Consider the following 25,718-nt stretch of genomic DNA (forward strand, 5'->3'; position numbering starts at 1 on the left):
GGCCGGGTCTCGGCCGGGCTGGCGGCGCTCAGGGCCGCCGCGGCCAGGGAGCGCGGGGCGGAGACGGGGCAGGGGCATGAGGTCGGGCCGGACCCGGCCTCGGACCTGAAGGCAAGGCTCGCTGCCATCCTGCAGCGCGATCGGGACGGGCAGGAGCCGGAAGGGGGCACGGAGCCGGAAACGGAGATCGCCGGGAAGCTGGCGGGTGTCCTCGGGCGGGGACCAGAGCCCGACGGGCGGGACGTGCCGCAGCCGGCACAGGAGGCTACAGCGCTACGGCCCCGGAACCCGCAACTGCTGCGCGCGCTGGCGCAGATCGCCGATGGGGTCGCCCGCGGCGAACGAATCGGATTCAGGAACGCAGAGCAGGCCCGGGCCTTCCTCCGCGACCTGAAGCAGGCCTATGGCGCCGGGATCTTCGCCCAGGTCGGGGCCGGCGATGAACAGGCGCTGGCTGCGGACTTCCCCGATGCCGGCATGCGGCGGCAGCTGGCGCGGGGCATCGCGGTGCTCGGGCGAAGCTATGGTGAAATTGATCGCGACGGACAGGAAGTCGGGCGGTCGGCCGGGCACCGGATCAGCCGTGGGCAGGATGACGGGTGGGAACTGTGAGAGGGAGAGTTGTGGGGGCTGCTGTCGGAACAGCGGGGCCGTCAGGATTCTCTGACAGTCGTCCGCAGATGTATCTTTTGGTAGCTGAGGATCGACCCCGTCTGCGCCGATCACGGCGCACGCCCGCCGCTCGCTCTGGGAGATGAGCGAGGACTTCGCGCCTTGCGGCAGGCGTTATTATGGAACTGGATATTCCCGCGCGATGATCAAGGTGATAAAATGCCGGTCACAATGTACGAGCACTCGCGCTCGATATCCGTAAGCCTGCGGTGAGGGCCGTCTGCTCTGATTGAGCAAATGGTTGTAAGGCATTGCCTTATGGCATGCGCTTCAGTTGTTTCACCAATCGAGATCTTCGCCGCCGATGAGACTGGCCGTCGTCGGCACTGGTCCGACGAGGACAAGGTCCGGATCGTCGAGGAGAACGGGACATCGGCAAGCCGGCGAAGAACTGCGACAAGGATTAGGAAAGGTAGAAAACCGCATGCCGATTAAGCTGCTGGAAGTATTCGATCAGTAAGGGAGGATATCGAAGATATTTGCGAGAGACGTACGGGTCTCACCCACGCCCCCCTATAGATTTTTGGATCAGGGATACTTCCCGCTGGGTTTCCGGGGGGGAGAAATCACGTGGGTCACACAAAGTTGCAGAAGGACCTTGTAAAGTGTCAGTTATAGGTTTCAGGATTAGTCGATCCAATGTCCCAGTTCGAAGCGTGAAGGTCGGTACGTCCCCGAGGAGCATCGAGCGAGCCTCCGCACGCGCTATGGCGGCACTCTCCTGCGAATTCGAACTAGCCAAGAGCCGGGTAACAAGCTCCATCTCGATCTGGGTGTGACTACATTCTACAAACGTCCCAAGTACTTCGCGCCCTAAAGACGCATATAATTGCGTCGGTCGGAGCAGGATACGAGGTTGGCAATACCGCAAATCCGAAAAAATGTCGGCCCAACCGTCCCGGATCTGTCTTGCCCAGATAGCATGGGAGGCAAGACGGAATCCTTTCACTAACGTATCCGCGAAATCCTCAACAGGAATCTGGCGTCCATCAAAAATTGGTCCGCATACAGTTTCGGATGAAGAAACGCTGCGTGACGCGAAACTGCTTTCACGCCTCAATAAGCCATCACAAGTCCGTACGTCGTGTGGGAGAATATCCAGATCGCTAACGGCGGTCGCCGCAAACCACAAGTTGGCGTTGGGATCATGCCGCGCCGCGCCATATCCCGCAGGCGATGCGAATGCCTCAGTGTCGATTGGTACCGGATAGCCGCCGCTTGCCACTATATTCTCACCATGCAGGTCCGTGGAGCGACAGAGACGACAGAGCGCCAGCAGTAACCCTGCACGTTCGTAAAACAATTGCACCTCGTTGCGACTCCCGCATCCTTCCACCGATATATCGTCTTCCCAGACATGGTTGCCACCATCTACCATGCTTGGAAATTTCAAACTTAGCCGATCTGGAAGCAAAGCGACCACCGCGTCGTGGACGCGCTTAAACCAAATAGCTGAGCTTCCAGGGCGGGGTTTATAGATGATGGTTTTCCCGGATTTAAAATGAACACGGGTCACCGTCTTTCCGCCATAATGGGCATCGCCAAGGCCGATCGTGATATCGCGGATAGTATCCCTAGCGGATATTCCAAAAGTGTCCTCTAGGTGATGAGCAAGAGCAACGCGATGAAAAATTACATCCCGGGCCGCACGGGCTGCCAGTAGAAGCCGAATAGACATGGCCCGAGCGAGTCCATGATTGTTTGTTAGTATATAAAGCCATTGTCGAGCTGGTCGAGACGATCCCCCAGTATCGAGACGACCGCCCGCAAACGCAATTAGGTCGATCCATCTACTGAGAACTGCCGCAGTAACCGACTTCGAAATTTGCTCTTTATCTGCAAACGTGTCGTATTCTCCAAGTGTGTCGTGTATGATCCGCAATGCGGGGCGACGCAAAGGGGCTAGGGGAGTATCTTCAGGGGTTTCCGGATGTGAAACCGCTGAAATCATCTGTTTGACTACTATATGCCATTCCGTAGCGTACGGTACCACTCCAGAATTCGTGGGGGCGTGCAAATCGAATTTTGGAGAGTTTTTCATTCAAGCAATAAGATGCTTGGACATGCTCCTCCCTGATGTATCGTGGTAGCTGTCCAAAGAAAACCCGACAATCCCCTGAACAAGCCAATGGTGCTAATTTCGCAAAATTTTCCGGACATAAATACTTTTGTTGCCAATTCAAATTCCCTCTTGCTGCGCGCGTTTAGCGAGGTGTCGCCAATAAAATTAGCTGCCCGGCTCATTAACTCGCAGTGACCAAGCAAGCCGCAACAAAGACTTAAAAGCTCAGGAGACTGGGGTGGTGACAATGGTTCAAGTGGATGGCTGAAAATATTAGATATACCGATATTGGTTCTGGTGGCTGCAATTTGCGCCGCGGTGAGACCCGCCGTGCCCCTACACCAAGACCGTTCAGCGTCGCTCTTTGGATCGAAAGTAGGCTCGAGTTGAAGCCAGAAATGACGCTCAAGGTTCAAACAGCGCAGAGCCTGTTCAGCCGCCGCGGGATGAATACCCACTCGATCAAATGTGAAGAACGCCAAAGCCACCCCACTGAGCCCGTGTGATGCGCCACATCCCATTGCTGCCAAGAGCGAGCGATCGTCCATGAGAACAACGAATTCTACGAGTGATTCTGCGCATCCAATCAATGAGGAATCTGGAGTTCTTGCCATAGCGTCCGCCAAGCGAAAGCCAGCGAGGCAGAGACCCAAAAGGCCATGAAGAAGATCTAGATCGGCAGAGGTCCGAGGCGCCTGTCGTGCCGATATCTGGTGACGAAGGGCATCAGAAATTTTCTCTGCGGCTGGAACCTCGTTCAGGATTGCGGACGCGAACGCGATCGCATACGCTTGTGCTCCGACGCCATCAATCACGCCTCGTGCCGCCGTATCCTTCGGTGCAGCTAAAATAGCCGTCAGTAGAAGCCGGCTTTGACCCGCAAACTCTGGGAAGAGCGCGGTACTTCTGACTAGAGATAAGGCTGCGCCTAGATCGCCACCATAGATGTTCGCGGGAAGATAAAATTTATCTGACCGAGCCTCTAATTTGGAGAGCACCGATTCGGCGCATGCCTTCGAAAACTCGAGAGATTCCTCGTTAATTTCATCACCGGCCATTAAGAAGCGCTGACGGTCATCTCATTAGATGGTTTCTTGAATTAAGGCTTCTATGTCTTCTGTAATAAACTGACTCACCATGTCGATACTGATTGATGGATTTGTTTTGGTATCTATTTTGGTGCAAGTGGATAGATTTGTTGCAGCTTCACCGCACGGACTGCACTTTGCGGTGGTTTCAGAAGAGAAGAATCGATCGAGAACAGCTTGCGCGGTTTCTCGGGGAGATCTTTCCGATTCTTCTAAACTTATTTTTGAAGACACACGAGAAAGAAAAGCGTCAAGGCTAACTCCGTTGTTCTGCATCGGATTATCTCCAAATGAGGGATGTTGAGAAAGAGATGACTGGAGTAGAGTAGTTTGATAAGGAAAGAACGCAATAAATTTTATGTATATTCGATGTGTTATATTTGTTGACTTTTTATAAGTTTTTAGCTATGACGGCGAGAATTGTATTCGACATATGATTCTCAATTTGTAGTTGATATTCTTTGTCGGACAGCGCTGATGCCCCGGGGCGCGCAATGAGATCCTGCGGGCGTTGAAACTCGTTGGCAGGACGCTGTGGCGGAACTGGAGCGGGTACCACCGCCGTAGCAGGGTGGAAATCAAGATGAACTGCGTGAAGTTGCTCGGCCAGCGCCTGATGTCAGGCGACTTCAACCGCCAAGGTCGCCGAGGACCCAGATCCGCGCGGCGGTCATGAACTGTTTCACGGCACTCGGCCTCCCGGTCACGGTGCCGCTGGCATAAGGGCGTCGGGGAAAGGGAAATCGTGGTCCTCAGCTGATTTGCGCAGTAGCGCCGCGTAGAACGGCCCGCGCTGCGCCGTCGGCTCGATGTACCTAGAACATGTTCGTCGCCAGACCGAGCCCGACTGTGATAATCTCAGACATGACCGCTCCCTTTGTGGGTCGTTGCAGACCCACCTTGGCCCGGATGCCGTCGTGGAGCGGTTACATCATCAAAGTCCGTACGCTCGCTCTTTGACCAACCCTCTTTCCACAGCTTGCGCTAGATGAGGACTACTCGGTCGGACGGCCGTCTTGAAATGTGGTCTCTAGTCGTCGTCCTAGGCGCTTCAATTTCCAACGACCGAGCACTCCCGGAGCTCGACCGTGAAAGAAATAGCGCTCCAAACTCTCGTCGATTTCTAAGCGGAGTGATGTTGCTTGCTCCTTCATCGCTTTCACGCGTGGGTCGCTGAGCGAGTTCCGGTGGTGCGAGACATAGATTGGCATCCCTTTCAGATACCAGATCGCCTCGAAGACAAAAGGGATGGAATACCTATGCCTGCGCCGGAGTTCATCGAGTCGTGTCGAAACCTTAGTGGCTTGGTCAATCTTTGCCTGAAAGCGGTCTGGGCTTCTAGAATTCATCGCTTCCACGCTCAGTGCCACAACTTCGTATAGTGCGGTACTAAGTTCTTGTAAATCCTCGCTTACGACACTTTGCTTGGCTGCGAGACGTGCCGCAGTCTTCGTTGAGCGGATGTTCATGTAGGCTGATATCGATGCTGCGGCGGCAGCAATCAATGCGGCTAAGCCTTCGTCAATATTTATTGTTCCCATGTGTCGTTCCAGATTTCTCTACAGGCGCTTTACATCATGCTGAAGACATGAGGAGCCTTTAACCTGCATAAATGAAACACAATCAGATACTAGACAGAACATAGACAAAAACGGCCGTTTTTGTCCTGAGAGCGGCGGCCTAGACAATCCAGCCAGTTATGCGAGACAAAATACCCTCCCCAAACCCCTCTGGTTCTGTCCAGGTTTAGGCCGAGGTCTGGACGGGGATGGCAAAGATTGTCATTCTGTCGCGAGCGCGAACCACTAGACTGGAGCAGTCCTATGGCGACGATGAACGTCTCTATCCCAGATCCTATGAAGACTTGGGTTGAGGAACAGGCTCAGGGCGGCCGCTTCAGCAATGCCAGTGACTATGTCCGCCACCTGATCCGGCGCGACCAGGAGCGGACCCAAGCTGTGGAGCAGTTGCAGGCAGCCATCACAGCCGGGGTCGAGAGCGGTCCTGCCAGGCATTTCGATGTGGCATCGTTCAAGGCTCGGATGCGCAGCCGGCATGACCGGTGAGCGCCTTTGTATCCTGAGGCTCACGTCTCAGGCAGAAGCTGATTTGGAAGAGATCTGGCTCTACGGGGAGTCCGAGTGGTCGGCTGCTCAGGCGGACAGATACGTTGACGGTCTCATGGCGGTGCTCAACCTGCTCTGCGACATGCCGGGGATTGCCCGTGAGCGCATGGAGTTCAGGCCGCTTGTCCGCATCCATCCCTCTGGTTCGCACTTGATCATCTACCGCATGGAGGAGGGCGGCAATCTCGATGTTCTGCGTATCCTCGGGGGATGTCAGAACTGGCGAAGGCTCTTGGAGGTGCTGGAGTGATCCTAGGTTATGCTCGTGTCTCGACAGCCGACCAGAAGCTCGACAGCCAACAGGACGCCCTCAGGGCAGTTGGCGCCGAGAAGGTCTTCGCCGACGTCATCACTGGGTCTGCGCGTCAGAGGCCCCAGCTTGACCGGATGCTGGACCAGCTGCGGGAGGGCGACGTGGTGGTCGTCACCAAGTACGACCGACTGGCTCGCAGCCTGAAGGACTTGCTCGATTTGGTGGAGCAGGTCCAAGGGAAAGGGGCCGGCTTCCGGTCTCTCGCGGAGGACATCGATACGACCACGCCCGCAGGCCGGCTCATCTTCCATGTCTTTGCCTCCATTGCTCAGTTTGAGCGCGAGAGGATCGTTGAGCGCACCCGCGAGGGCTTGGAGGCCGCCCGCCGCCGAGGGCGGGTGGGCGGTCGTCCTCCGGCTCTATCGGCATCTCAGAAGGCCGAGGTCAGGCGTATGCGGGACGAGGAGATGCGGCCGCTTTCGGAGATCGCGACCCTTTTCAAGGTCAGTGCCAAGACCATCCGGCGTGTGCCGGTGGTGGCCCCATCAGAGCACTGAGATGTGGTCAGTGTGGACCCGCAGGGGAGTGTCCTGAATTTTGTGTATCTGGCCCGTTCCACGGGGTTTCAGACACTCAAGCGGCGAAGCGCTCGCCGAAACACACCTTGCCCTTGGAGATGCAATCGACCTCGGGCTCGTGCAGGGAATAGATCTTGTCCTTGCTCTTCGGGGTCTGTTCCAGCAGGCGACCGACCAGCCAGAGCGCTTCGAGCACCTTGTCGCGCAGGGCTCCCTCGGGGATGTCTTGCAGATGACGGCGCAGGTCCCGGCGGATCCTGCCGGCATAGCCCTTGAGTTGCCGCAAGGCCTTGCGCATGCGCTTGAATTGCCAGGCATGGGCATTGCAGTGAAGTTTGCGCCACATCTCAGGAAAGCTGTCGCTCGTACGCTGCGCCGCATTGACCTACTTTCTCCTTCACTTTGGTAGCGCCACAGTTGAAAGCTGGACAGCCATGGCGAGGTCGCCGTTGTAATCTGAAAGCTCGTTCTGCAGTCCCAATACGCGACGACGTACTTGGCTTAATATCAAACTTAAGTAAAATATTATGCCAGAAATTGATGTAGCTAGAGATTTTAGTTGTGATCAAACCACTGATGAAGCGTCGGCCTGATGATGGCCGCCTTTACGAAAGACGCCCAGAAGTAACAGCGCTTTTGCTCGATCTAGAGGTGCTGCCCCGAGGCGAGCTCATCAGACGGGCACAAGTCACATTAAAATCTGATCCGGATTTTATCCCAAGCGAATGTCTCTTGCATTTCGTCAGGCGCTCCAAGCGTGAGAACCCAGATCGGTTGTTCGAGACTCTGTTTAGAGCACTGATCGCGAGGGTTGAGTACGCTGCCACACTCAGAGGCGGTCAGCACTATCTACCGGACGGCAGTCGCGGATTTTCAAGGTATGCCATCGATGTCCGCGACTATGTCATGGATCGCTTTCTGAAACGCCTCATGGATGATCGCAGCGGCTACGACAGTGGCCTGGACTACTATGAGGTCAACTTTGCCCACGCGGTGGCCAGCCTCAGGTCTACCGCGAAACGGTCAGTAATTGCCAAGGCTGACAGGCTTCAGCCGCTATCAACCAACGACGACGAAGCGGTTTCGGTCGAGGTCGAAAGGGCTGCAGGGGCTTTCGATCCACTTGATCGCTCAAGATTTGACGACGGAAATTACCGGTCGCGACTTGCAAGTGCGATCATGAAATTACCCATTAAGGAGCGCCAGGTAGTTGTGCTCCTGCTCAAGGAATACCCGATTGAATCGAATGACCCCAATAAACCTGATATCTGCACAACTCTCAGCTGCGTCGAAAAGACTGTCAGAAATCGACGGGACAGGGCCTTTGCCAAGCTCAGGGTTGTTCTCTTGGAGGAAGAGATAGATGTCTGAAGCAAGCAAAAACAACGCAGAAAACACTCTGGCCGCTTTTGCCATAGAGCCATTGCATGACAAAGCAACCCTCGACAGCTACCTGAGAAGCCATCCTGAGCTGACCGACGAACTACTGGATCTTGCTCTTGAACTGGAGCTGGCGGACATCGGCGCCGAAGACGAGCAGGTAACAACCAGCAGTGCGGCCGTTGACGCCGCTTGGGCCTTATTCTCGAATCCGGCCACGACCAAACCCACTCTTATGACCGAGCAATTTAACATGGGGGTTGCTAAAGCTCTGGGTATCAAGAGTTCGGCGATTGCTGGCCTACGAGACAGAAAGGTACAGTCAGAATCTTTGCCGATAGGATTTTTAGTGCGCCTTTCCAACGCCCTAGAAAGCCCAATGGACGCGGTTTTGGATTACCTAGCCGGATCGCCGCGCTTACCACTCGGTGCAAGCTTCAAGGCGGATGAAAGGCCGGAGACATCTTCGAAGATCCCCTTGGAGCAACTGCTGAGGGAGTGCGGTCACACGCCGGACGAGATCAACACCATTCTGCAAAGCAAGTGACAATGGACGCCATCGAGTTTGCGCGGCGGCAGGCACTTGAACTTAACACTGCGGCTCTGCTGGGTGGTGTAGATCCGTGGGATCCCTATGCACTGTGCCTTTTCGAGGCTGAGCGGAGAGGAATTGAGATTGAATGCGTAGCAAAAGGAAGCGTTGTTCTTAACGGAGCCCGTGCGCTCTACGACCCTTCGCTGCTTCTCATCATGCATGAGGATACCGGAAATCCTTTTGAAAACGCCTTCCTGGTTGCCCACGAACTAGGACATGTCGAACTCGGCGACAGCACTCGACGAGATGAAGTCCATGTAATAGACCCGTCGCGATCCGCGGAAATGCCTCCCGTTGGCGCTGAGCGTGTAGAGGATTACAGTAGGCGGCAGCGTAGAGAGGTCCAAATGGACCTGTTTGCACGTGAGTTCCTGTTACCCCGATCAACAGTCCGTCGTCTTCACTTGGTTGACGGAATGACCGCTACCACTGTTGCGGAGCGGCTCGGCGCGCCGCCATCAGTGGTGGCGCAGCAAATGCTTGACGCGCTTCTCCTTCCTGAACCCAGTTCAGCCCCCTCGAAGCCTGTCATCGAGCGCCCCCTAAATAACGAACAGAGAGCTGCCGCAGAACACGATGGATTTCCCTATCTTCTGGAGGCAGGACCTGGAACAGGAAAGACGCAGACGCTGGTAGGGCGTATCGCGTGGCTTCTTTGGAAGGGCGTTGACCCTCGCTCAATCTTGGTCCTCACTTACTCTAACAAAGCAGCAGGAGAGCTTTTTGATCGTGTCGCACAGCGTAACGCTGATGCTGCGGCCGCAATGTGGATCGGCACCTTCCATGCGTTCGGCTTGGACATCATCAGGCGACGGCATGACCGGCTTGGCTTGCCTGAAGATCCCGGGATGCTCGACAAGGCTGATGCCATAGAGCTGCTGGAGCTCGAAGCTCCGCGCCTCAGTCTGGCCCATTTCCGCAACATCATTGATCCCACAGAGAACCTAGATCGAATTCTTGCCGCGATCTCCCGCGCGAAGGACGAGCTCATCGGCGTGGACGATTTCCTCAGGTTGGCCACCGACATGAAAGTCTCAGCTCGCAGCACGGAAGAACTTGTAGAAGCAGAGCGTCAACTTGAAGTCGCAGCGGTATACCGACGATACGAAGAACTGAAGGACCAGCAGAAGCGCTTGGACTTCGGCGATCTGCTCACGCTGCCGATCAAGCTGTTCGATGAGCACGAAGATGTCCGTGCAGAAATGGCAGCCATGTACGAACATGTTCTGGTCGATGAATACCAGGACGTGAACCGCAGCAGCGTCTCTCTACTCAAGAGACTGAAGCCCGCCGGAAGGAATTTGTGGGCGGTGGGTGATCTGAAACAGTCAATATATCGCTTTCGCGGTGCGTCCTCGGTAAACATGACTAGGTTTGCCACAGGCGATTTTCCCGGCGCCGTCGTCGGACGGCTGAAAGTAAACTACCGCTCCAGCAAAGAGATCGTTGACACGTTTTCGAGCTTTGCCCTCAAGATGAACGTCGCCCGTGGCCGCGACAGTACGCTAGACGCTCATCGTGGACCTTCGGGTCATGCGCCGGAACACAGACTTGCTGAATTTGCTTCGAATCAGTCGGAGGCGATAGCAGAAGCAATTCACGCACTGCGGGATGAAGGCATCGCATTTCGTGATCAGGCAGTTCTCTGCACCGGAAACGATCGCCTCGCCATAGTTGGTGCCGACCTCGAGATGATGGACATACCAGTTCTATATCTCGGCAGTATCTTCGAGCGCGAAGAAGTCAAAGATCTCCTTTCCTTCCTTTCTTTGCTCGTCGACCGGCGACCGATGGGCATGGTCCGTGTGGCCACTATGGAAGGTTTTATCATGAGCCTAGCCGATACAGTCTATGTCATGAGCGAGGCAGCCAAACCTGGTACTCCAGCGCCGATATGGTCATCCCGCGGTGCTGATTTGCCAGCGCTGTCAGACAGCGGCAAGCCAGCGCTCTCACGATTGGCATCCGTCCTGGAAGGTTTTGACAGCATGTCCCAACCTTGGGAGGTGCTTGTCACGCTGCTGTTGGACCGCACTCGCATTGCTGCCAACCTCGCTGGGACCTCATCAATCGCAGCAAGGGCGAAGGGCATCGCCATCTGGCAATTGCTGAATTTCTGTCGAACTCAACCCAGTGGAAAAGGCCTTCCGATCAAAAGGCTTCTGGACCGGATTCGTCGACTTGTCCGCCTCAGCGACGAACGAGATCTGAGACAGTTGCCGGCCGCTGCTCAAGACTTGGACGCTGTGAGACTCATGACGGTGCACGGCTCCAAAGGCTTGGAGTTTAAGGCTGTCCATTTTCCTGGCATCAGCGGAAACAGCATCCCCCGCTCCCCAAACCACTTCCAAGGCATCGAAGCTCCGGATGGCTTGGTTCAAGATACTGCCGGCAAGGCTTCCGACCTTAGAAAAGCAGGTCATGTCGACGAACAGGAATGTCTGTTCTATGTGGCCCTATCGCGCGCCCGAGACCGGCTGTTTCTCTACTCGCCAACCAAAAAAGCCAACGGTCATAAGTGGCCCGTATCTGAATTTGCAGGCAGGATTGTTCCACCGACGAACCAACTCAATGTCACGACCCTTCTTCGGCTTCCTGAACCCGTCGAAAAGGTGCTGAACATTACCTTCGAAGGCGCAGCGTCCTTCAAGGACACTCAGCTTGTCACATACGGATCCTGCCCACGGCGCTTCCTCTATTCTCATGTCCTTCAAACCGGGGGGCGAAGGGTAGAGTCCAATTACATGAAAATGCACAACGCGCTTCAGGATGTCGTTGACTGGATAGTATCGACCGCTCCTGCAGACGTCCAACCATCGGAGGTCAATACCAAGTTGCAAAATGCAATTGCCGCCGCAGGCTTGGAAGAGAGCGGGTATGCTGAGGATTATTTCAGGATCTCGGCAGAGCTTGCCAATAGGCTGATCGCGATCCGTATCGGACACACACCGATCCAAACCGACCCAATTACGTTGCCTGCTGGGGACATGGTGATCGATGTTGGGGTGGATGACCTGCTTAGAGCCCCTGATGGCAGAGTGGTGGCGCGCAGGATACGAACTGGACACGGCACAAAGGCGTCACGAGACGACCTAGCCGCTAACTCATTCTTTATCGCTGTGCGCGAATCGTACCCCACGGCGGTTGTCGAACTCGTCAACTTAGGGGATGACGCCCCTATCGTGCTGAACTTTGACAAGCTGGCTGACCGGCGTCGAAAGATTGAAAGCACCTTGGCTGCTGTGAAACTGGGAAAGTTCCCGGCAAACCCCAACAGCCGAACGTGCCATCGATGCCCGGCATTCTTTATCTGCGGTCCAGTGCCGGAAGGGCCGCTGGTAAAAAAAATCTGAACTTACTTACCGGTTCGTCATTCAGGCCGCGATTAACACTCCAGAAGCCCCGGCAAGCACGCAGGTGGCCCAAGGAGACAAATCTTATGACTTCCATTGACCATGCGGCTCATGCCGCCAACACCCCCTACCCCGTCCGCTTCACCGCCGATGGCATCATTTTCCGTACGGCTACCGTCGCCGACCCGGTCCCAGACGGTGCCCAGCTCCTGACAGCTGCGGGTATTCGCGACGTCGAGAACTACATCCTCTTTGCTATCCTTCCTAATGGGGAGTTCGAGGATATACGCCTTGGCGAGACGTTTGACCTGCGGGCTAAGGGAATCGAGGCTTTCGCCTATTTCCAAGCGGACCGCTCGTTCAACTTCACGATCGAAAACCGCCAGATGAGCTGGGGGAAGAACCTCATCAGCGGCAAAACGCTGCGCGCCCTCGCCGGCGTCGACGCCTGCTACAGCATCTACCTTGAGGTTCGTGGCGGTCATGATCGCTTGATCACCGATGCGGATCTGGTGGATCTTGATGGCAAGGGCATCGAGCGCTTCATCACCGTCGTCAGCGAAACCACGGAGGGCCTTGGGACCCTGCCCTCCGCCGATCAGCGCTTTCTAGAAGCGCATCAATATGTTTACGAAATTCTCGATGAGGCAGGAATCAATGGGCTCATCCTAAAGAATTTCCCTCTTCCTCCCGGAAAGTTTGACCATGATAAAGTCGATCTCATGATCCAGCTGCCGGTAGGCTATCCCGACGCTAGCGTGGACATGTTCTACACGTTGCCTTGGATCAGGCTGAAGGCGACCGGCGCCTATGCAAGCTGCGCCGACGTCGCCCAATTTTTTGCAGGCGCCAACTGGCAGCGATGGTCCCGTCACGCTGACTGGCGTCCGGGTATAGACGGCGTGCGGACCATGGTCGCGCGTGCCAACCTCGCTTTCGAGAAGGCTTGCTGACATGCTTGCGATGGATATCACCGTTCTGGAGCAGCATTTCGCTCTTCTGAAACCGTTGCTTCCCGATACTGCCTCCAACGAGGCAGCGGCTTATATGTTGTTTGGCGCCTCCGACATTACCTTTGACCCTTGGTCAGGCATCCCACGTCTGCGCTTGGTCTCGCATAAGGTCATCGAAATCCCGGCAACTGACCAAATCAGTGCTTCACCCGTGCACGTGAAATGGAGCACGCGCAGTTTTATGCGATTGCTCGGGGATGCAGCCATTGCTGGCAAGATCCCAGCTATTGTCCACACCCATCCTAGCGATCATGCTTTTTTCTCCGAACAAGACGATGCCAACGAGCGTGAGCTCGCTCGCACGGTCCATCAAAAGGGGTTGCGTGGGTTGGTCAGCATCGTGCTCGGCGGCGACGGATCAATCTGTGGTCGGATCTGGACTGAACCAAACAAATTCATACTTGCCGATACGATGCAAATCGTGGGCGGCCGTTACATGCGTCATGGCCGTGCTCCGACAGTAGGCTCAAACCGCCATTATCTTGATCGTCAGGGCCGCCTCTTCGGCCTGAACTTCAATGACGAGATGGCATCTCTGCGCGTCTGCATCGTTGGCTGCGGTGGCACGGGCAGTCCAGTGGCCATGTTGCTGGCTCGTCTTGGCGTCGGCCATATTTTCCTTGTCGATAATGATGTCATCGATGAGACCAACCTCAACCGCGTGCACGGTTCCCGCCGCCAAGATATTGGCAGGCCCAAGGTCGAGATCATCAAACGCGAGATCGATGCCATGGGTCTTGGCTGCCATGTCGAGGTAGCCCAGAAGTGGATCAACGCCGCTGCTGTCCGCGATGCGCTTAAATCGTCCGATTTCATCTTCGGCTGCACCGATGACAATTCAGGCCGCATCCTGATCAACCGCCTGGCATTTTTCTACGGCATTCCAGTGATCGATGTAGGCCTGCGCATGATTGCCGTCTCGGAAAGGCAAGGGCATGATTTGAACGGTCGGGTGACCACGCTGACGCCCGGACGTCCATGTTTGGTCTGCAGCGGCGTCATCAATCCCGCCCGTGCCCACGAAGAGGAATTGGAGCGCAACCAGCCTGACGAGTTTCAACGCCGCAAGGCGGAAGCCTATGTGGTGGGCGCCGAGGATCCTGCACCAGCGGTTGTTACCTTCACGACAGAGATGGCGGCAGTTGCAGTGGACGAGATGATTGCAGCAGTGACGGGTTTTCATGGCTCAGAAGGTATGATCCCTAGCCGTGTGCGCCGGTGGCACGCTCGTGACGATCGCTTCCTCAGTGTGAAATCCCGGGAGCATTGCCCCGTGTGCCAATCCGATGAAGCCGGCGGTGCTGGTGATGTCGAGCCATTTCTGGACATAGTAGGCTGATGCCGATGAAACGGACATTGGCACACATCTTAAAGTCGTTCGGATTTTTGAAGTTCGACCTGCTGGCCAGATCCGTTACCGTTCACCCCACAGCAGACGAAGCCGAGGTTGATGATCTACTGCTGGTAAAAGATGGTGAGATTGAAAAGTGGGCTTGCTTCGGCTGCCCCGGTGGCTGCGGAAAGATGATCGCTCTGTCTCTAAACCCAACGCAGCGTCCACGCTGGAAGGTGACTTTCGACTTTTGGCAACGCCCGACGGTAAAGCCATCCGTGCACCAGCTTAACGAGTGCGGCTGTCATTTCTGGATCACGAGTGGTCGTATACGCTGGTGTGAAAGGGGAAACCGGTCGAACCGGGGATTGGGACACCCCACGGGGTCAAGACGCGGATAGCCAGCGCGTAATTTTGATTGGGATCCGATCTGCGAACTTCATCTGGGCCAGCGGCAGCCGCCGCGCAAAAAGGCCGTAGACATGACTGCTTTCGACAAAGGAACGTCAATTTCAACGCTTGAGCATCAGGGGCGTCCAGACATGACGTCTTGGCGTTTCGGCGGACAGTTTCCTGTGGGGATGCGAGGGCATCACGTCGGCGATCTACCATCAGCACTCAATCTTTATTCGACAGATACGACCTCCGAACCTTTGTACAACACCTTCAGTGCCTCATGCCCGACGCGAAACTGGCTCCGGCGTTTGATCACGGGCCTTGCTGTACCGGCATCCTCGATCTTGATGCCGGGGTCATAGTACACGCTGCCCGCTGAAACCGCCGCCAGCAGCAGGAGTACGTCTGTGCCTTCGCAGAGCTGCACCATCGCCCCGTAGCTGTATTCCGGCGGCGGAAACTGCATGAGGGACGGCACATAGACTGCCTTGGCATGTTTGCGGTTCCAGTGGGCTATGATGCCCCGGAAACCCCATGACGCCGCTATGTTGTCATCCCGGTCGAGCAGGACAATCCCGCCATCGAGATCGGTGATCTTGCCCGTGGCGGCGTCGAACCCAGCAAGCCGCAGCCTGAGGCCGGTTTCCGGATGAAAATCGCGACTGGCGGCATAGATGCCACCAAAATTGATACGGTCGGCCTTACCCGACTTGTCGGCATAGCCATAGCGCCGAAGGAACGCGGCAACGCCTTCGTCCCTGTACAGACCACCGGTCGGTTCCGGCGTCATCAGGGTGACCGGGCTTTTCGCGCGGTAGCTGATGAAATCGCTCACCCCGTATTGTTTGACCTCCCAGCCCATGAAATCGGGCTCGGCATAGCCGTTCGGGGAAATGCCCAGTTCAGCCTCCAGCGTATAGCCGCCGCCGTTGCGGGCGCTGTAGGGTTCCGGCACCCCTGCCCTGCCCATCTTCTGCGATGCGATCCAGCCCTTGCGATGAACGCGCCTGAGTGCCGCGAGCAGCGTTTCTTTGGGATCTGTCCCACCGTGCCGCAGCTTCTCCAGATCGAGGAAGACACCGATTGTATCGATGCCGGGTGCAGCAGCATCAAAGGCGCGGGAAACAGGATCGTCACTGGCCACGGCATGGCCCAGAACGCGGCCATCCGGGCAGATGCCGAGAAACAGTACGCGGCCTTCGTCACGCGACTTCATCAAGACATTCGGCGCGCGCTCCGCCCCGCGCAGAAAGCCGGACATCCGGACTTCAGGATATTTCGGATAGAGGATCAGCTGCGCGTCGGGCGCGGGCGTCACCCCTTCATCATCGAGCCAGAAGAAGCGCACCATCGCCTTGGCTCTGTCCCGTACGCTGCCTGCCCGGCTGCTGTCGTCACCTTCGACCGGACCATGCGGAATGATGTTCAGCGCCCCGAAACCACCGCCCAGATAAACCTGGTTCTTGGAGTTGTCATTCGGGGCCAGCCGCTTGGCATAAAACCGGGCCGCCCCATACGCGGCCATCTGGTCAAGCAGGCGGGAAAGCGGCGTTATCAATCCATTGACCTTCAATGCAGAATTCTTCTGCATCAGAGGACAGCCAGGCAGCCAGCGAGTCAATGACCTGACCGAGCGGCAACCGCCCCCTGCCCTTCAGCGCACATTCCCAGACGGTGCCACAGCGCCAGCCAGCCGCTCTGGCCGCTGCCCAGGTTTCCGTGTCCCGTTCCCGGTTGCGTCCGATCTTGGCTCGCCAGAACGCGTCGCGGCTTTTCGGCCAGTGGAACATCGGACAGCCGTGGCCATGCCAGAAACAACCATGCACCCAGAGCAGTGCGCGATATCTGGGGAAGATCAGATCGGGCCTGCCCGGAAGATCACGACCCTGAAGCCGGAACCGGAACCCGCGCGCATGCAGACCCTTGCGGATGATCAGCTCAGGCGTGGTATCCCGGCCCCGGATTGCCGCCATATTACGGCTCCGAGTGGCAGGGTCATGGACATCAGCCAACTTTGCGCAGACCCGGCCCTTCTGTCAGCGCCAGAATATGCGGCCGCATCAGACGGGCAACTTCGGCAAAGACCGGCACAGCGACCGAGTTGCCGAACTGCTTATAGGCCTGAGTATCCGATACCGGGATGCGGAAGCTGTCATCATAGCCCATCAGGCGGGCGCATTCGCGCGGCGTCAGACGGCGCGGATTGTTGCCCGCCCCCCTGCTGACAAGGATCTCCGATCCGTCCTTGTAGTAACGGGCTGAAAGGGTCCGCGAGATGCTGTCGCCATCCACCAGCCCGAAGCCAAAACCGTTGCCCGCCGCTTTGTGCTTTTCCGCATATCCCTGCAGATACTGCCAGAGCTTGTCGCTGAGCGTGTACTTGTCGCTGACCCGTGCATCGCGGCCGATGGTGAAATGACTTTCCGGAACTTCAGACCCATCCTCCGGGTGCAGGACATCACGCATGCCGCGCCCTGCCCTGCCCGGCAGCACCAGATCATCAAATGAGAACCCGGTGTTTTCCCGGAAACCTACCATGACGATCCGTTCGCGATGCTGGGGAACGAAATTCGCGGCATCAATGATCCGGGTGTGCAGCGTGTAGCCCAGCTCTTCTGTCAGCTTGCGCCGGATCACGTCAAACGTGCGGCCCTTGTCATGGCTTTTGAGGTTCTTGACGTTTTCCAACAAGAACGCCGCCGGCCGGTGGTGCATCAGGATGCGCAGCACGTCGAAGAACAGCGTGCCCTGGGTTTCGTCCTGAAATCCGTGCAGCCGCCCCAGAGCGTTCTTCTTGGACACGCCGGCGATGGAGAAAGGCTGACAGGGGAAGCCCGCGACCAGAACGTCATGCTCCGGAATATCGGCGGCGTCGACTTCGCGGATATCCCCCGCGATCGGCCGGTTGTCAGGGAAGTTGGCATGATAGGTCTTCTGGGCGAAGGTGTCCCATTCCGAGGTGAACACGCACCGTCCGCCCGCGTTGGCCATCGCCTTGCGCAAACCGCCAATGCCGGCAAAGAGGTCGATGAAGGTGAAGTCGCCCGCCGACTGTACGCCTTTGCGCGCCTCAATGTGCATCCTCAGGAATTTGATAACCCCGTCCCGAGGCACCTCCTCACCGCGTTTCCAGCGGTAGATGTGACCCTCGGAGTAATCGAGCACCTTTGCTGCCTCAGGCACACTCCAGCCAGTCTGCTGAATCAGCATTTCAAATTCGGTCATCTGTCCTCACTGCCCACCCAGTTATCTGGGAAGATTTCTGACACTGTGACGCTCAGATTCCCTGTATGCAAGAACATTATGAAAACAATTCAGAGGAACGTTACGGAGCACATGGCATGCCCTCACCCACCCCGCCAGCCAAAAACTGTCTCCGCCTGAAGACCTTTGACCTTACTATCTCGCACTGCAGGCTCCCTGCACCAACTCGTGGCCAGCACTGAGCTTGGTCTCCCGCGGCAACGAATTGCACATTGGCAGTAGGCCGTATCTCAAGTTTGTCGCTTGTGCATCCGGAGTGATTGAAAGTGTGCACATATGCACATCTGCAATAATGAGCTCTACTTTCATTCGCCGAAGGCTCTTCCGGCCTCATGCCGCCTCCAGAGCTCATTAAGCGCATGTTCAATCAGCTCCGAATTAGTCATGTCCAGTCGAGCTCTCAGAATAGCCACGCGCTCAAGGATTGGATCGCCCTTGTCGAAATAGGCTCCCAAATGTTTCTGCCCGCCCCGCTTATTGATGGGCTTTTCTTTGACCGGCAGGCTCGTAGCCTCGACCAGCTCCGCATCCGTCACTTTCCCCATCGCCGCAAGCAGCGCATTTGCTTTTTTCATCTCTGAACCCTTTAATCGTTTGCATATGTGCACAATGGCACTTCTGAACATATGCTCATTTGCTATTTTGCAGTTCTGAACGAACCCATGCCCACAGGTCGGCGACTTCCTCTGCTGCCTTGCTGCCGGGCTCGCTCTCCTGAACCGTCAAGCCAGAGGCGCTGGCGTCTCGATGTGCCTTGCGGCGATGCAGCACGACCGGCGCGGCCCGCGCCCCCATGGCCTCGATCACCTCGCGCGTTTGGATTACCTCGGCAGGACCGGTTGGGTTTGCCATATTAACGACGGCGTAAACTGGGCGGGAAAAGCCTCGGCAGAGGCGCAGCGTGCGCGGCATCTGTTCTAACGGCTCAACATCGGGTGTCGTGGGGAGCAATACTAAGTCGGCTGCCTCGACCGCCGCAGGTGCTTCGGTTGAGCGGGCAGGGGGAGTGTCTATGATCACCAAATCGGCCACGCCCTTCGCTTGGTCGAGGCGCTTGGGAAGTTCGTTCTCGGTTGAGAACACTACGACTGGCATATCGGCGTCTCGGCGTTCGGCCCACTGACTGACACTTTGCTGAGCGTCCATATCGAGGATCAGGACCGACAGCCCGTCACGAGCTGCGGCCACGGCCAGCGAGCGGGCGAGGGTAGACTTGCCGACACCCCCTTTTTGCATTGCGATTGCGATAACTTGCATTCCTGCCCTTTTGCATTTGTGCACATTTAAACATGTGCAATTGTGGGTTACGGCCTGCCCCGCTGCTCATACCATTTCCGGCAGAAGCCCAAGAAAGCCATTTCAGGGTTGCGCGGGGTTTCGGTCGCCCACGCTCTCCATTCGCTTTCGATATAGCGCACATCCCAACCGGGCGCGGCCTCACGGGCCATGTCGTAGATCTCGGGGTCTAAGGCAGGGATACAGGACCCGGCATCGGTTATCTCCGGGGTAATAGTGCCCCGGCTTCTGACCTGCAGGATATCACTGTCGGCGTCAAATCTGATCTCGTAGTCTGGCATATGGCTGTGCTTCACATCTTCCTCGGCGATTGCCGATACAAGACGTCGAAACTCACGTTGCGAGGATCCCGACCCGCACTTTTTCTGCAGGGTTTCAAGGCTGATCCGCCACTCACGCTGCCTTCCGCAATGCTTCCTCGCCAGTTCATAAATCCGCCGTTCGAGCGGCTTGCGCAGGCGGAAGTAATCGCGACTGAGTGTCAGGACTTCCTGCGCCTTGATGGCATTGAAAACCCAATCCGACAGCTTGATTTCAACTTCCTGCATTCTCCCTTCGCGAGTCTCCCGCACGATGCGCGCTCGCTCGATCAAACCAAAGGTTTCGAACACTTCCTCGCCGCCGGTCGCGATATTCGTTGAAATACGCGTACCGGCCAACCGTTCCATAGCCGCTTTGAGAAGGTCATAGCCGCGGCCGGAAATCATCCGGTTGGTGGCTCGCAGCAGGTCTGAGGCCTGAAATTTGACAATCTGCTGCGGCTCCCGCCCGTCATTCATACCCCTGATGATCTGGCTGATACAGAAGATCAAAACATCACGATCATGCACCGTTGCCAGACCATCTACCGACGGCTTGACCTCAACCTTGATCCCGTTGTGCTCATAGATCCGCGGCCGAGTATCAGGTTTAGTCGAGAGCGAAAAAATTGGGTGCTCCATTGAGCCTATATCGCCCTTCGGCGCGGCGTCGAAGATGTCGCACACAAAAAAATCCCCTTGCGGGTGTCGGTCGGGCAAGAGGGGATATTCAGCCATTCGCACCTACGTCACTTCACACACGAGCAAACATACAACGTCACTTCACACACGCAACAAGAAAAAACGTCACTTCACACACACCGAATCACCACTTTACCCACGCCATAACGTCACTCTACACACAGGCCAATTAGGTAAAATGCTGTTATATATTAAAAAAAAGATCGTCCGCAGAGCCGTAACACAAATTCTAACACCTATTTAACACCCTAGGCCTGTGGATAAGTGGCTCAGGCCCCGGTCAGAAGGCCTACACCACTTCCCAGAACCGCGCCTGCGACCAGCGCTGCGGTCCAGACCCAGCGGCGCTGCCGGCGCCAGCTTTCGGCTTTGGCCAGTTCATTACGAAGCCGCTCCAGGGCATTCTGCTCAGCAGTTTCGAGCTGCTGCAGCCGGGTCGTGGTCTCATCGAGATTCTTGCGCAGAGACACGGTGGCATCGGCGAAGTGGTCGAGCACTGGATCGAGGGCAAGGTTGACCTCATTGCCGATGAAGCGGCCAAAGAGCTTCGGATCGGTCTGATCCCTTGTTGAGAGGGTGGCTTTGCGGGTTTCAGCCATGATCTGGCGCAGATGCTCCAGCTTTTCGTCCTGTTGTCCGAGGCGCTGCGACATCGCGGCCACGACCTCGGCGAGCAGATCGATGGTTTCGCGCATTTCGGCGTCGTGCTGCGGGGCAGGGGGCAAGGGTGGCGGCATGTTGGGTCCTCCTGTCGTCAGGGTTTTGTCTTGGTCTGAGGTTCAAACCGCCCCCTGAACTCGGGATCGGCGTAGTAGCGCAGCTTGCGGGCCACGGTGACGGGTTGGCCCTGGATGCGCAGGAGTTGCGCCTCAGGGGGCATCTGCATGATCTCGTCCGGGGTCAGCAGGTCGCGGCCGGTGACACTGGTGGTGGTGCTGTCCGGTTCGCCGGGCTTGTGGCTGGTGCTCTGAAAAGCGCGGGTTTCCTGGCCGATGCTCTGGCTCAGCCATTTCGCGGTTTCGAAATCATTGACGCCAAACACCTGCTGCACCCCGGCATTGGCGATGAAGGTATTGGCCCTGGTGCCGTAGAGATCCCTGAGCTGGCTCATGTCCTGCAGGATCGGCCAGAGCTGGATGCCGTAGCCGGCCATCAGCCCCATGGCGCGTTCCACCGCCTCCAGACGCCCCAAAGCCGCGAACTCGTCGAGCAGGAAGAGCGCCGGGGCGAGATGGGGCTGCGGGCGCCAGGGCCGATCAGAGGCCCGTAGAGCGGCGCTGAGGGCTTCTGAGGGCTCCGTGCCGGCCTCTGGGGCTCTCAGAGCCTCTGAGCGGCCTCTCAGGCGCTCTGTGGGCGCTTCCGGCCCTTCCGGGACCGCCACGGGCCCTGAGGTCCCTGAGAGGCTCCCTAGGGCCTCCTGCGGCTTCTCCGCCCCTTCCGGGCGCTCGGCATCGCGGGCGATGTCCTGCAGCGCCTCGGAGACCAGCAGGCGCAGCCAGCGGCTATAGGCATCAAGCCGGTTCGGTGGCAGCACCAGGAAGACCGAGATGACGCCATGGCGCAGATCGGCGAAGCGCAGGTCGGAGCGGCTCATCGCGGCCACAATGCGCGGGCTGTCGAGGAAATGGGTATGGCGCTGCGCATTCGATAGCACTGAGGCCGCCTCGCGGTCGGCTTTTCCCAGAAAGCGGTTGGCGGCGCGGGCGATCAGCCCATGCGCCGCATCGCTCTGCTGCATCAGCTCCAGCAGCTCGCGGAAGCGCTCCGGCGGCAGGGTCAGGTAGTCCCGCACCGCCGCAAGGCTGCGGCGCTCCGGGGTCTCGTGACAGGCCACGAACATGATCAGCCCGCCGAGCAGGGCTTTCGCCTCCTCGTTCCAATGTGCCTCAGAGACCTGTCCCGGCGGATCCATGACCAGCGCCTCGGCCAGCGCCGCGGCATCCTCGCCGAGATCGGGGCTCTCTGCCGTCAGCCGGTCGAGCGGGTTATAGGCGTCACCGGGCAGGCCGGTGACGCCGAAGGGGTCGAGGACATGAACGGCACCGAATTTGGTCCGGGCCGCGGCGGTGATCCTGGCATTCTCGCCCTTGGGGTCGATGACCAGCACCGGGCGGTTGGCGGTCAGCAGGTTCGGGATGATGGTCCCGACCCCCTTGCCGGCCCGGGTGGGTGCGAGGGTGATCAGATGCGCCGGGCCGTCATAGCGCAACAGCCGCCCCGTTTCGGCATCGCGACCGATCAGCAGCCCGTCGCCGCGCTGGAGCGCGGCACGCTCGGCCTTCGAGCTGAAGCGGGCCGAGCCATGGCTGCCATGGACAAGCCGGGTGAAGAGCGGCGTGAGCCCGCAATATTGCGCCCAGAAATACAGCGCCACCGCCCAGGCCGGCAGCAGGCAGAGCAACATGCCGAGTTGCCCGAGCGTGGTTTCGACGTCCTGACCGGTATCGACGCCCAGCACCATGAAGCGCAGCAGCACATAGGCCAGCATGCCCGCGCCGGTGCCGCAGAGCAGCGCCAAACCCAGAAGCACAATCCAGAGCGGCAGCGCCACCGAGAAGATCCCCAGCATCAGCAGCGCCCGGAAGGCGCGGCCGATCACAGGCGCGCTCCCGGACCTCTCCGGCTGTTCATTTCCTCGGCCTGCCTGCGCAGGTCTTCCCGCAGCCTGCGGTCCTCGTCGCTCACATCGCCGACATCAAAGGGCGAGCGCGGCACCACCGTTTCCGTTGTTCCCGACGCGGCCCGTCCGGCATCGACCGCCGCGCCGAATTCCGAACCACCGCTGGTCGCACCGGCCTGCGCCGCGGAGCCATTTCCCGCAGCGGCAGTTCCGGCCTCAACTCCAGTTCCAACAACAGCTCCCGCCTCACCCCCAGACGCCACGGCAGCAGTCCTGACGTTCCAGCCGGCGAAGGTGACGCGGTCCTGTTCGCGGGGCAGGTTGCGGATCAGCCGGTCGAGCATGGCGGCGGCATTGCTGTCACGGGTAGCGAGGTCGATCAGTGCGCCGCCAAGGATGACCTTGCGTCTGGTGTCGAGCTTTCTTTCCTTGGCTGCTTCACGGTTCTTCAGCGCCTGCAGACGGGCCTTGGCCTGGGCATAGCGTTTCTCGGCGCGTTCGAGCTCGGTCCCGGTCATGAAATCTCCTTCGCTGTTCAGAAACACCAATGATTGAAAATGATCTTGAAAGCACAACCGCTAGCGCGTTACCCGTGGGCCTGTAAAGGACAAGGGCGCACTTATGCAAACTTCCGCTCACCTGCGGTTCGACTGCAGTTTGCGTGCGATCTCCCCGGGGCAAGACCCCGGCCGATGGCGAACCCCCTCGATGCGCGAGAGCACATCGATATGGGAGGCGCTTTCCGCCCTCCCACACCCTCCACGACCAACCTTGGCGGTTGGATCGCCCGCCGTTCCGCAACCCGGCGCCAGGATCGTTGCTCCTCGCTGGCGCTGGAGCAGACTGCCTGGCGCCGGGGCGGAACGGGTGCCGCATCGTGCCCGGGCCTCGGTGGGGCCGGTGCTGCGCGGCGGCAGATCTGCCGCTTCCCGGGCTGCCAATCATGGGACAGCGCGCGGCAAGGGAAGGATCCGGCAGGCCCGGTCTTCGCGGATCATCGCGATCCTCCCGGCCCGGCCGTCTTTCCGCCCGGGCGGCCCGCATTCCGGGGCGCGCGGCCGGGGCGGGGCGGGCTGCCCGCCTCCCGGTCGGGCTCGGGGCATGCCACCGGACGAACGGAGGCCACCACCGGCTTGCACCCTTTTCCCCAGCCTGTCAGCCTGTCCCGGATCGCGGCTTATCGGCGCTGATGCAGCGCGCGGGCCGCGATCGCCCATGTCGGCATGTGGCGGCTGTCCTCCCGGGCGGCGACCTGGCAGGGAACCCCCTCGGGAGGACAGACACGCGCTTCCGGCGGCTGCGATGCGCGGCGGGGTATTCCCGGCGCATGCAACTTGCACGCGAGAACGCTGCTGCCTAACCTGTCCCCTGGCAGGACGGGGCATTCTGGCTCTCTCGCGTCGCACACCCCGCGGGCCCCCGGCGATCTATGCTCCTGCCGGATGCTCTCCAGGCCGGGTTCAGGTTCCCTCCCGCTCCCCGGTTCTGGAGGGTATGGCGGCCGGGCGCGCCGGGTGGCCGAGCCGCCGGTCTTTTCCGACGGAGGCGGCATGGCCAGCTACCACCTCTCGGTAAAGACCATCAAACGCAGCGCCGGGCGATCGGCCACCGCCGCTGCGGCCTATCGCAGTGGTTCCGTCATCGCCTGCGACCGCGAGGGCCGGGTGCATGATTATTCGGCCAAGCAGGGCGTCGAGGCCTGCTTCATCCTCGCCCCCGAAGGCGCGCCGGACTGGGTGCAGGACCGTGCCGCCTTGTGGAACGCGGCCGAGGCGCGCGAGACGCGGAAGAACTCGGTCACCGCCCGGGAATGGGAGCTGGCGCTGCCGGCAGAGCTGGATACCGAAGACCGCGCGGTGCTGGTGCGCGAGTTTGGCGCGGCGCTGGTCAAGCGCTACGGCATTGCCGTCGATGTGGCGCTGCACGCGCCGCATCGTGAAGGGGACCAGCGCAATCACCATGCCCATGTGCTGACCACCACAAGGGCGATCGGCGCCGGGGGCTTCGGCGACAAGACCCGGGTGCTGGATGCGGCGAAGACCGGCGGCAGCGAGATCGAGGCGATGCGCGCGCTCTGGGCCGGGATGCAGAACCGGGCGCTGGAGCGGGCCGGAGAGCAGGTCCGCGTCGATCATCGCTCGCTCGAGGTGCAGCGCGAAGCGGCGCAGGCGCGCGGTGATGCGCTGGCGGCGGAGGAGCTCGGCCGGGCGCCGGAGGTCAAGCTGGGGCCGGCGGTGAACGCCATGGAGCGGCGGGCGATGCGGGAGGCAGAGCGGGACGGGGTGCTCTACGCGCCGGTGACCGAAAGGGGCCGGGCGGTGCAGGCCGTCCGCCAGGCGCGCGCGGCATGGCAGCAGATGCGCGAGCGGGTCGAACAGGCCAGAGAAGCCTATGACCAGGCCCGGGACAGCGGCAATGGCCGGGTCTCGGCCGGGCTGGCGGCGCTCAGGGCCGCCGCGGCCAGGGAGCGCGGGGCGGAGACGGGGCAGGGGCATGAGGTCGGGCCGGACCCGGCCTCGGACCTGAAGGCAAGGCTCGCTGCCATCCTGCAGCGCGATCGGGACGGGCAGGAGCCGGAAGGGGGCACGGAGCCGGAAACGGAGATCGCCGGGAAGCTGGCGGGTGTCCTCGGGCGGGGACCAGAGCCCGACGGGCGGGACGTGCCGCAGCCGGCACAGGAGGCTACAG

General features: G+C 58.9%; 23 protein-coding genes and 3 pseudogenes. 12 read left to right on the forward strand and 14 right to left on the reverse strand.

The window, feature by feature from the left end; all coding sequences use genetic code 11:
- Nucleotides 1-612: pseudogene (locus GL286_RS22240) on the forward strand (hypothetical protein); the annotation flags it as partial.
- 559 nt (nucleotides 613-1,171) lie between these two features.
- Here the strand turns inward: GL286_RS22240 and GL286_RS20755 are convergent.
- The 3 genes from GL286_RS20755 to GL286_RS20765 form a co-directional block, all read right to left on the reverse strand.
- Complete coding sequence (locus GL286_RS20755; RefSeq protein ID WP_170295340.1) at nucleotides 1,172-2,350, reverse strand: DUF4135 domain-containing protein; 1,179 nt, start codon at nucleotides 2,348-2,350, stop codon at nucleotides 1,172-1,174.
- Nucleotides 2,351-2,709: 359 nt separating this feature from the next.
- The gene (locus tag GL286_RS20760) at nucleotides 2,710-3,792 is read right to left on the reverse strand and encodes a lanthionine synthetase LanC family protein (RefSeq protein WP_155097482.1); all 1,083 of its coding nucleotides are present in this window, start codon (nucleotides 3,790-3,792) and stop codon (nucleotides 2,710-2,712) included.
- Nucleotides 3,793-3,816: 24 nt separating this feature from the next.
- Nucleotides 3,817-4,098 (reverse strand): hypothetical protein, encoded by a 282-nt coding sequence (locus GL286_RS20765; protein WP_155097483.1) that lies wholly within the window; start codon nucleotides 4,096-4,098, stop codon nucleotides 3,817-3,819.
- 211 nt (nucleotides 4,099-4,309) lie between these two features.
- Here GL286_RS20765 and GL286_RS20770 point away from each other — a divergent pair.
- A pseudogene (locus GL286_RS20770) lies at nucleotides 4,310-4,545 on the forward strand (IS5/IS1182 family transposase); the annotation flags it as partial.
- A 272-nt stretch (nucleotides 4,546-4,817) separates the two neighbouring features.
- Here GL286_RS20770 and GL286_RS20775 read toward each other — a convergent pair.
- Entirely contained in the window at nucleotides 4,818-5,363 is a 546-nt protein-coding gene (locus tag GL286_RS20775; protein WP_155097484.1) for a hypothetical protein, read from the reverse strand.
- A gap of 282 nt (nucleotides 5,364-5,645) precedes the next feature.
- On the opposite strand from GL286_RS20775, the gene GL286_RS20780 reads away from it, so the two are divergent.
- From GL286_RS20780 to GL286_RS20790, 3 genes are read left to right on the forward strand one after another with little or no spacing between them, the layout of a single operon-like run.
- Nucleotides 5,646-5,888 carry a type II toxin-antitoxin system ParD family antitoxin gene (locus GL286_RS20780; RefSeq protein WP_155097485.1) on the forward strand — a complete coding sequence of 81 codons (243 nt, stop codon included), beginning with the start codon at nucleotides 5,646-5,648 and terminating at the stop codon, nucleotides 5,886-5,888.
- Complete coding sequence (locus tag GL286_RS20785) at nucleotides 5,878-6,198, forward strand: type II toxin-antitoxin system RelE/ParE family toxin (RefSeq protein ID WP_155097486.1); 321 nt, start codon at nucleotides 5,878-5,880, stop codon at nucleotides 6,196-6,198. Before GL286_RS20780 ends, GL286_RS20785 begins: the two co-directional genes overlap by 11 nt.
- Nucleotides 6,195-6,758 carry a recombinase family protein gene (locus GL286_RS20790; RefSeq protein WP_170295341.1) on the forward strand — a complete coding sequence of 188 codons (564 nt, stop codon included), beginning with the start codon at nucleotides 6,195-6,197 and terminating at the stop codon, nucleotides 6,756-6,758. The genes GL286_RS20785 and GL286_RS20790 overlap by 4 nt, the downstream gene beginning before the upstream one ends.
- Before the next feature lie 106 nt (nucleotides 6,759-6,864).
- Here GL286_RS20790 and GL286_RS20795 read toward each other — a convergent pair.
- Nucleotides 6,865-7,101: pseudogene (locus GL286_RS20795) on the reverse strand (IS5/IS1182 family transposase); the annotation flags it as partial.
- A 239-nt stretch (nucleotides 7,102-7,340) separates the two neighbouring features.
- Between GL286_RS20795 and GL286_RS20800 the strand changes: the two are divergent.
- The 6 genes from GL286_RS20800 to GL286_RS22695 all read left to right on the forward strand — a co-directional run bounded on the left by GL286_RS20800 (nucleotide 7,341) and on the right by GL286_RS22695 (nucleotide 14,854).
- Nucleotides 7,341-8,150, forward strand: a complete 810-nt coding sequence (locus GL286_RS20800) for an RNA polymerase sigma factor (protein WP_155097488.1) — start codon at nucleotides 7,341-7,343, stop codon at nucleotides 8,148-8,150.
- Complete coding sequence (locus tag GL286_RS20805; protein WP_155097489.1) at nucleotides 8,143-8,706, forward strand: hypothetical protein; 564 nt, start codon at nucleotides 8,143-8,145, stop codon at nucleotides 8,704-8,706. The genes GL286_RS20800 and GL286_RS20805 overlap by 8 nt, the downstream gene beginning before the upstream one ends.
- A 2-nt stretch (nucleotides 8,707-8,708) precedes the next feature.
- Complete coding sequence (locus tag GL286_RS20810) at nucleotides 8,709-12,107, forward strand: UvrD-helicase domain-containing protein (RefSeq protein ID WP_155097490.1); 3,399 nt, start codon at nucleotides 8,709-8,711, stop codon at nucleotides 12,105-12,107.
- 86 nt (nucleotides 12,108-12,193) lie between these two features.
- Nucleotides 12,194-13,060, forward strand: coding sequence for a multiubiquitin domain-containing protein (locus tag GL286_RS20815; protein WP_170295342.1), 867 nt, complete (start codon nucleotides 12,194-12,196; stop codon nucleotides 13,058-13,060).
- A gap of 1 nt (nucleotide 13,061) precedes the next feature.
- Nucleotides 13,062-14,459 carry a ThiF family adenylyltransferase gene (locus GL286_RS20820; RefSeq protein ID WP_155097492.1) on the forward strand — a complete coding sequence of 466 codons (1,398 nt, stop codon included), beginning with the start codon at nucleotides 13,062-13,064 and terminating at the stop codon, nucleotides 14,457-14,459.
- Nucleotides 14,460-14,464: 5 nt separating this feature from the next.
- Nucleotides 14,465-14,854, forward strand: coding sequence for a ubiquitination-like system serine protease family protein (locus tag GL286_RS22695; RefSeq protein WP_246185050.1), 390 nt, complete (start codon nucleotides 14,465-14,467; stop codon nucleotides 14,852-14,854).
- 224 nt (nucleotides 14,855-15,078) lie between these two features.
- On the opposite strand, the gene GL286_RS20825 is transcribed toward GL286_RS22695, so the two are convergent.
- From GL286_RS20825 to GL286_RS22700, 9 genes are all read right to left on the reverse strand, one after another.
- A complete protein-coding gene (locus GL286_RS20825) occupies nucleotides 15,079-16,440 on the reverse strand; it encodes an MvaI/BcnI family restriction endonuclease (RefSeq protein WP_211596462.1) in 1,362 nt (453 codons plus the stop codon).
- Entirely contained in the window at nucleotides 16,379-16,822 is a 444-nt protein-coding gene (locus tag GL286_RS20830; protein ID WP_246185051.1) for a very short patch repair endonuclease, read from the reverse strand. The genes GL286_RS20825 and GL286_RS20830 overlap by 62 nt, the downstream gene beginning before the upstream one ends.
- Before the next feature lie 31 nt (nucleotides 16,823-16,853).
- Nucleotides 16,854-18,074, reverse strand: a complete 1,221-nt coding sequence (dcm, locus tag GL286_RS20835; protein ID WP_155097494.1) for a DNA (cytosine-5-)-methyltransferase — start codon at nucleotides 18,072-18,074, stop codon at nucleotides 16,854-16,856.
- 344 nt (nucleotides 18,075-18,418) lie between these two features.
- Complete coding sequence (locus GL286_RS20840) at nucleotides 18,419-18,688, reverse strand: hypothetical protein (protein WP_155097495.1); 270 nt, start codon at nucleotides 18,686-18,688, stop codon at nucleotides 18,419-18,421.
- Nucleotides 18,689-18,743: 55 nt separating this feature from the next.
- Nucleotides 18,744-19,370, reverse strand: coding sequence for a ParA family protein (locus GL286_RS20845; RefSeq protein ID WP_155097496.1), 627 nt, complete (start codon nucleotides 19,368-19,370; stop codon nucleotides 18,744-18,746).
- Between the two features lie 47 nt (nucleotides 19,371-19,417).
- Nucleotides 19,418-20,446 carry a replication initiator protein A gene (locus tag GL286_RS20850; RefSeq protein ID WP_155097497.1) on the reverse strand — a complete coding sequence of 343 codons (1,029 nt, stop codon included), beginning with the start codon at nucleotides 20,444-20,446 and terminating at the stop codon, nucleotides 19,418-19,420.
- Between the two features lie 233 nt (nucleotides 20,447-20,679).
- Nucleotides 20,680-21,105, reverse strand: a complete 426-nt coding sequence (locus GL286_RS20855; protein WP_170295343.1) for a hypothetical protein — start codon at nucleotides 21,103-21,105, stop codon at nucleotides 20,680-20,682.
- Between the two features lie 59 nt (nucleotides 21,106-21,164).
- Nucleotides 21,165-23,009, reverse strand: coding sequence for a type IV secretory system conjugative DNA transfer family protein (locus GL286_RS20860; RefSeq protein ID WP_343038954.1), 1,845 nt, complete (start codon nucleotides 23,007-23,009; stop codon nucleotides 21,165-21,167).
- Nucleotides 23,006-23,548 (reverse strand): hypothetical protein, encoded by a 543-nt coding sequence (locus tag GL286_RS22700; protein ID WP_246185052.1) that lies wholly within the window; start codon nucleotides 23,546-23,548, stop codon nucleotides 23,006-23,008. The genes GL286_RS20860 and GL286_RS22700 overlap by 4 nt, the downstream gene beginning before the upstream one ends.
- Nucleotides 23,549-24,580: 1,032 nt before the next feature.
- On the opposite strand from GL286_RS22700, the gene mobQ reads away from it, so the two are divergent.
- The coding region (mobQ, locus tag GL286_RS20870) for a MobQ family relaxase (protein WP_155097499.1) at nucleotides 24,581-25,718 on the forward strand (1,138 nt) is incomplete at its 3' end.

The sequence above is a fragment of the Paracoccus aestuariivivens genome (assembly GCF_009711225.1).
In the GTDB taxonomy this organism is placed as follows: domain Bacteria; phylum Pseudomonadota; class Alphaproteobacteria; order Rhodobacterales; family Rhodobacteraceae; genus Paracoccus; species Paracoccus aestuariivivens.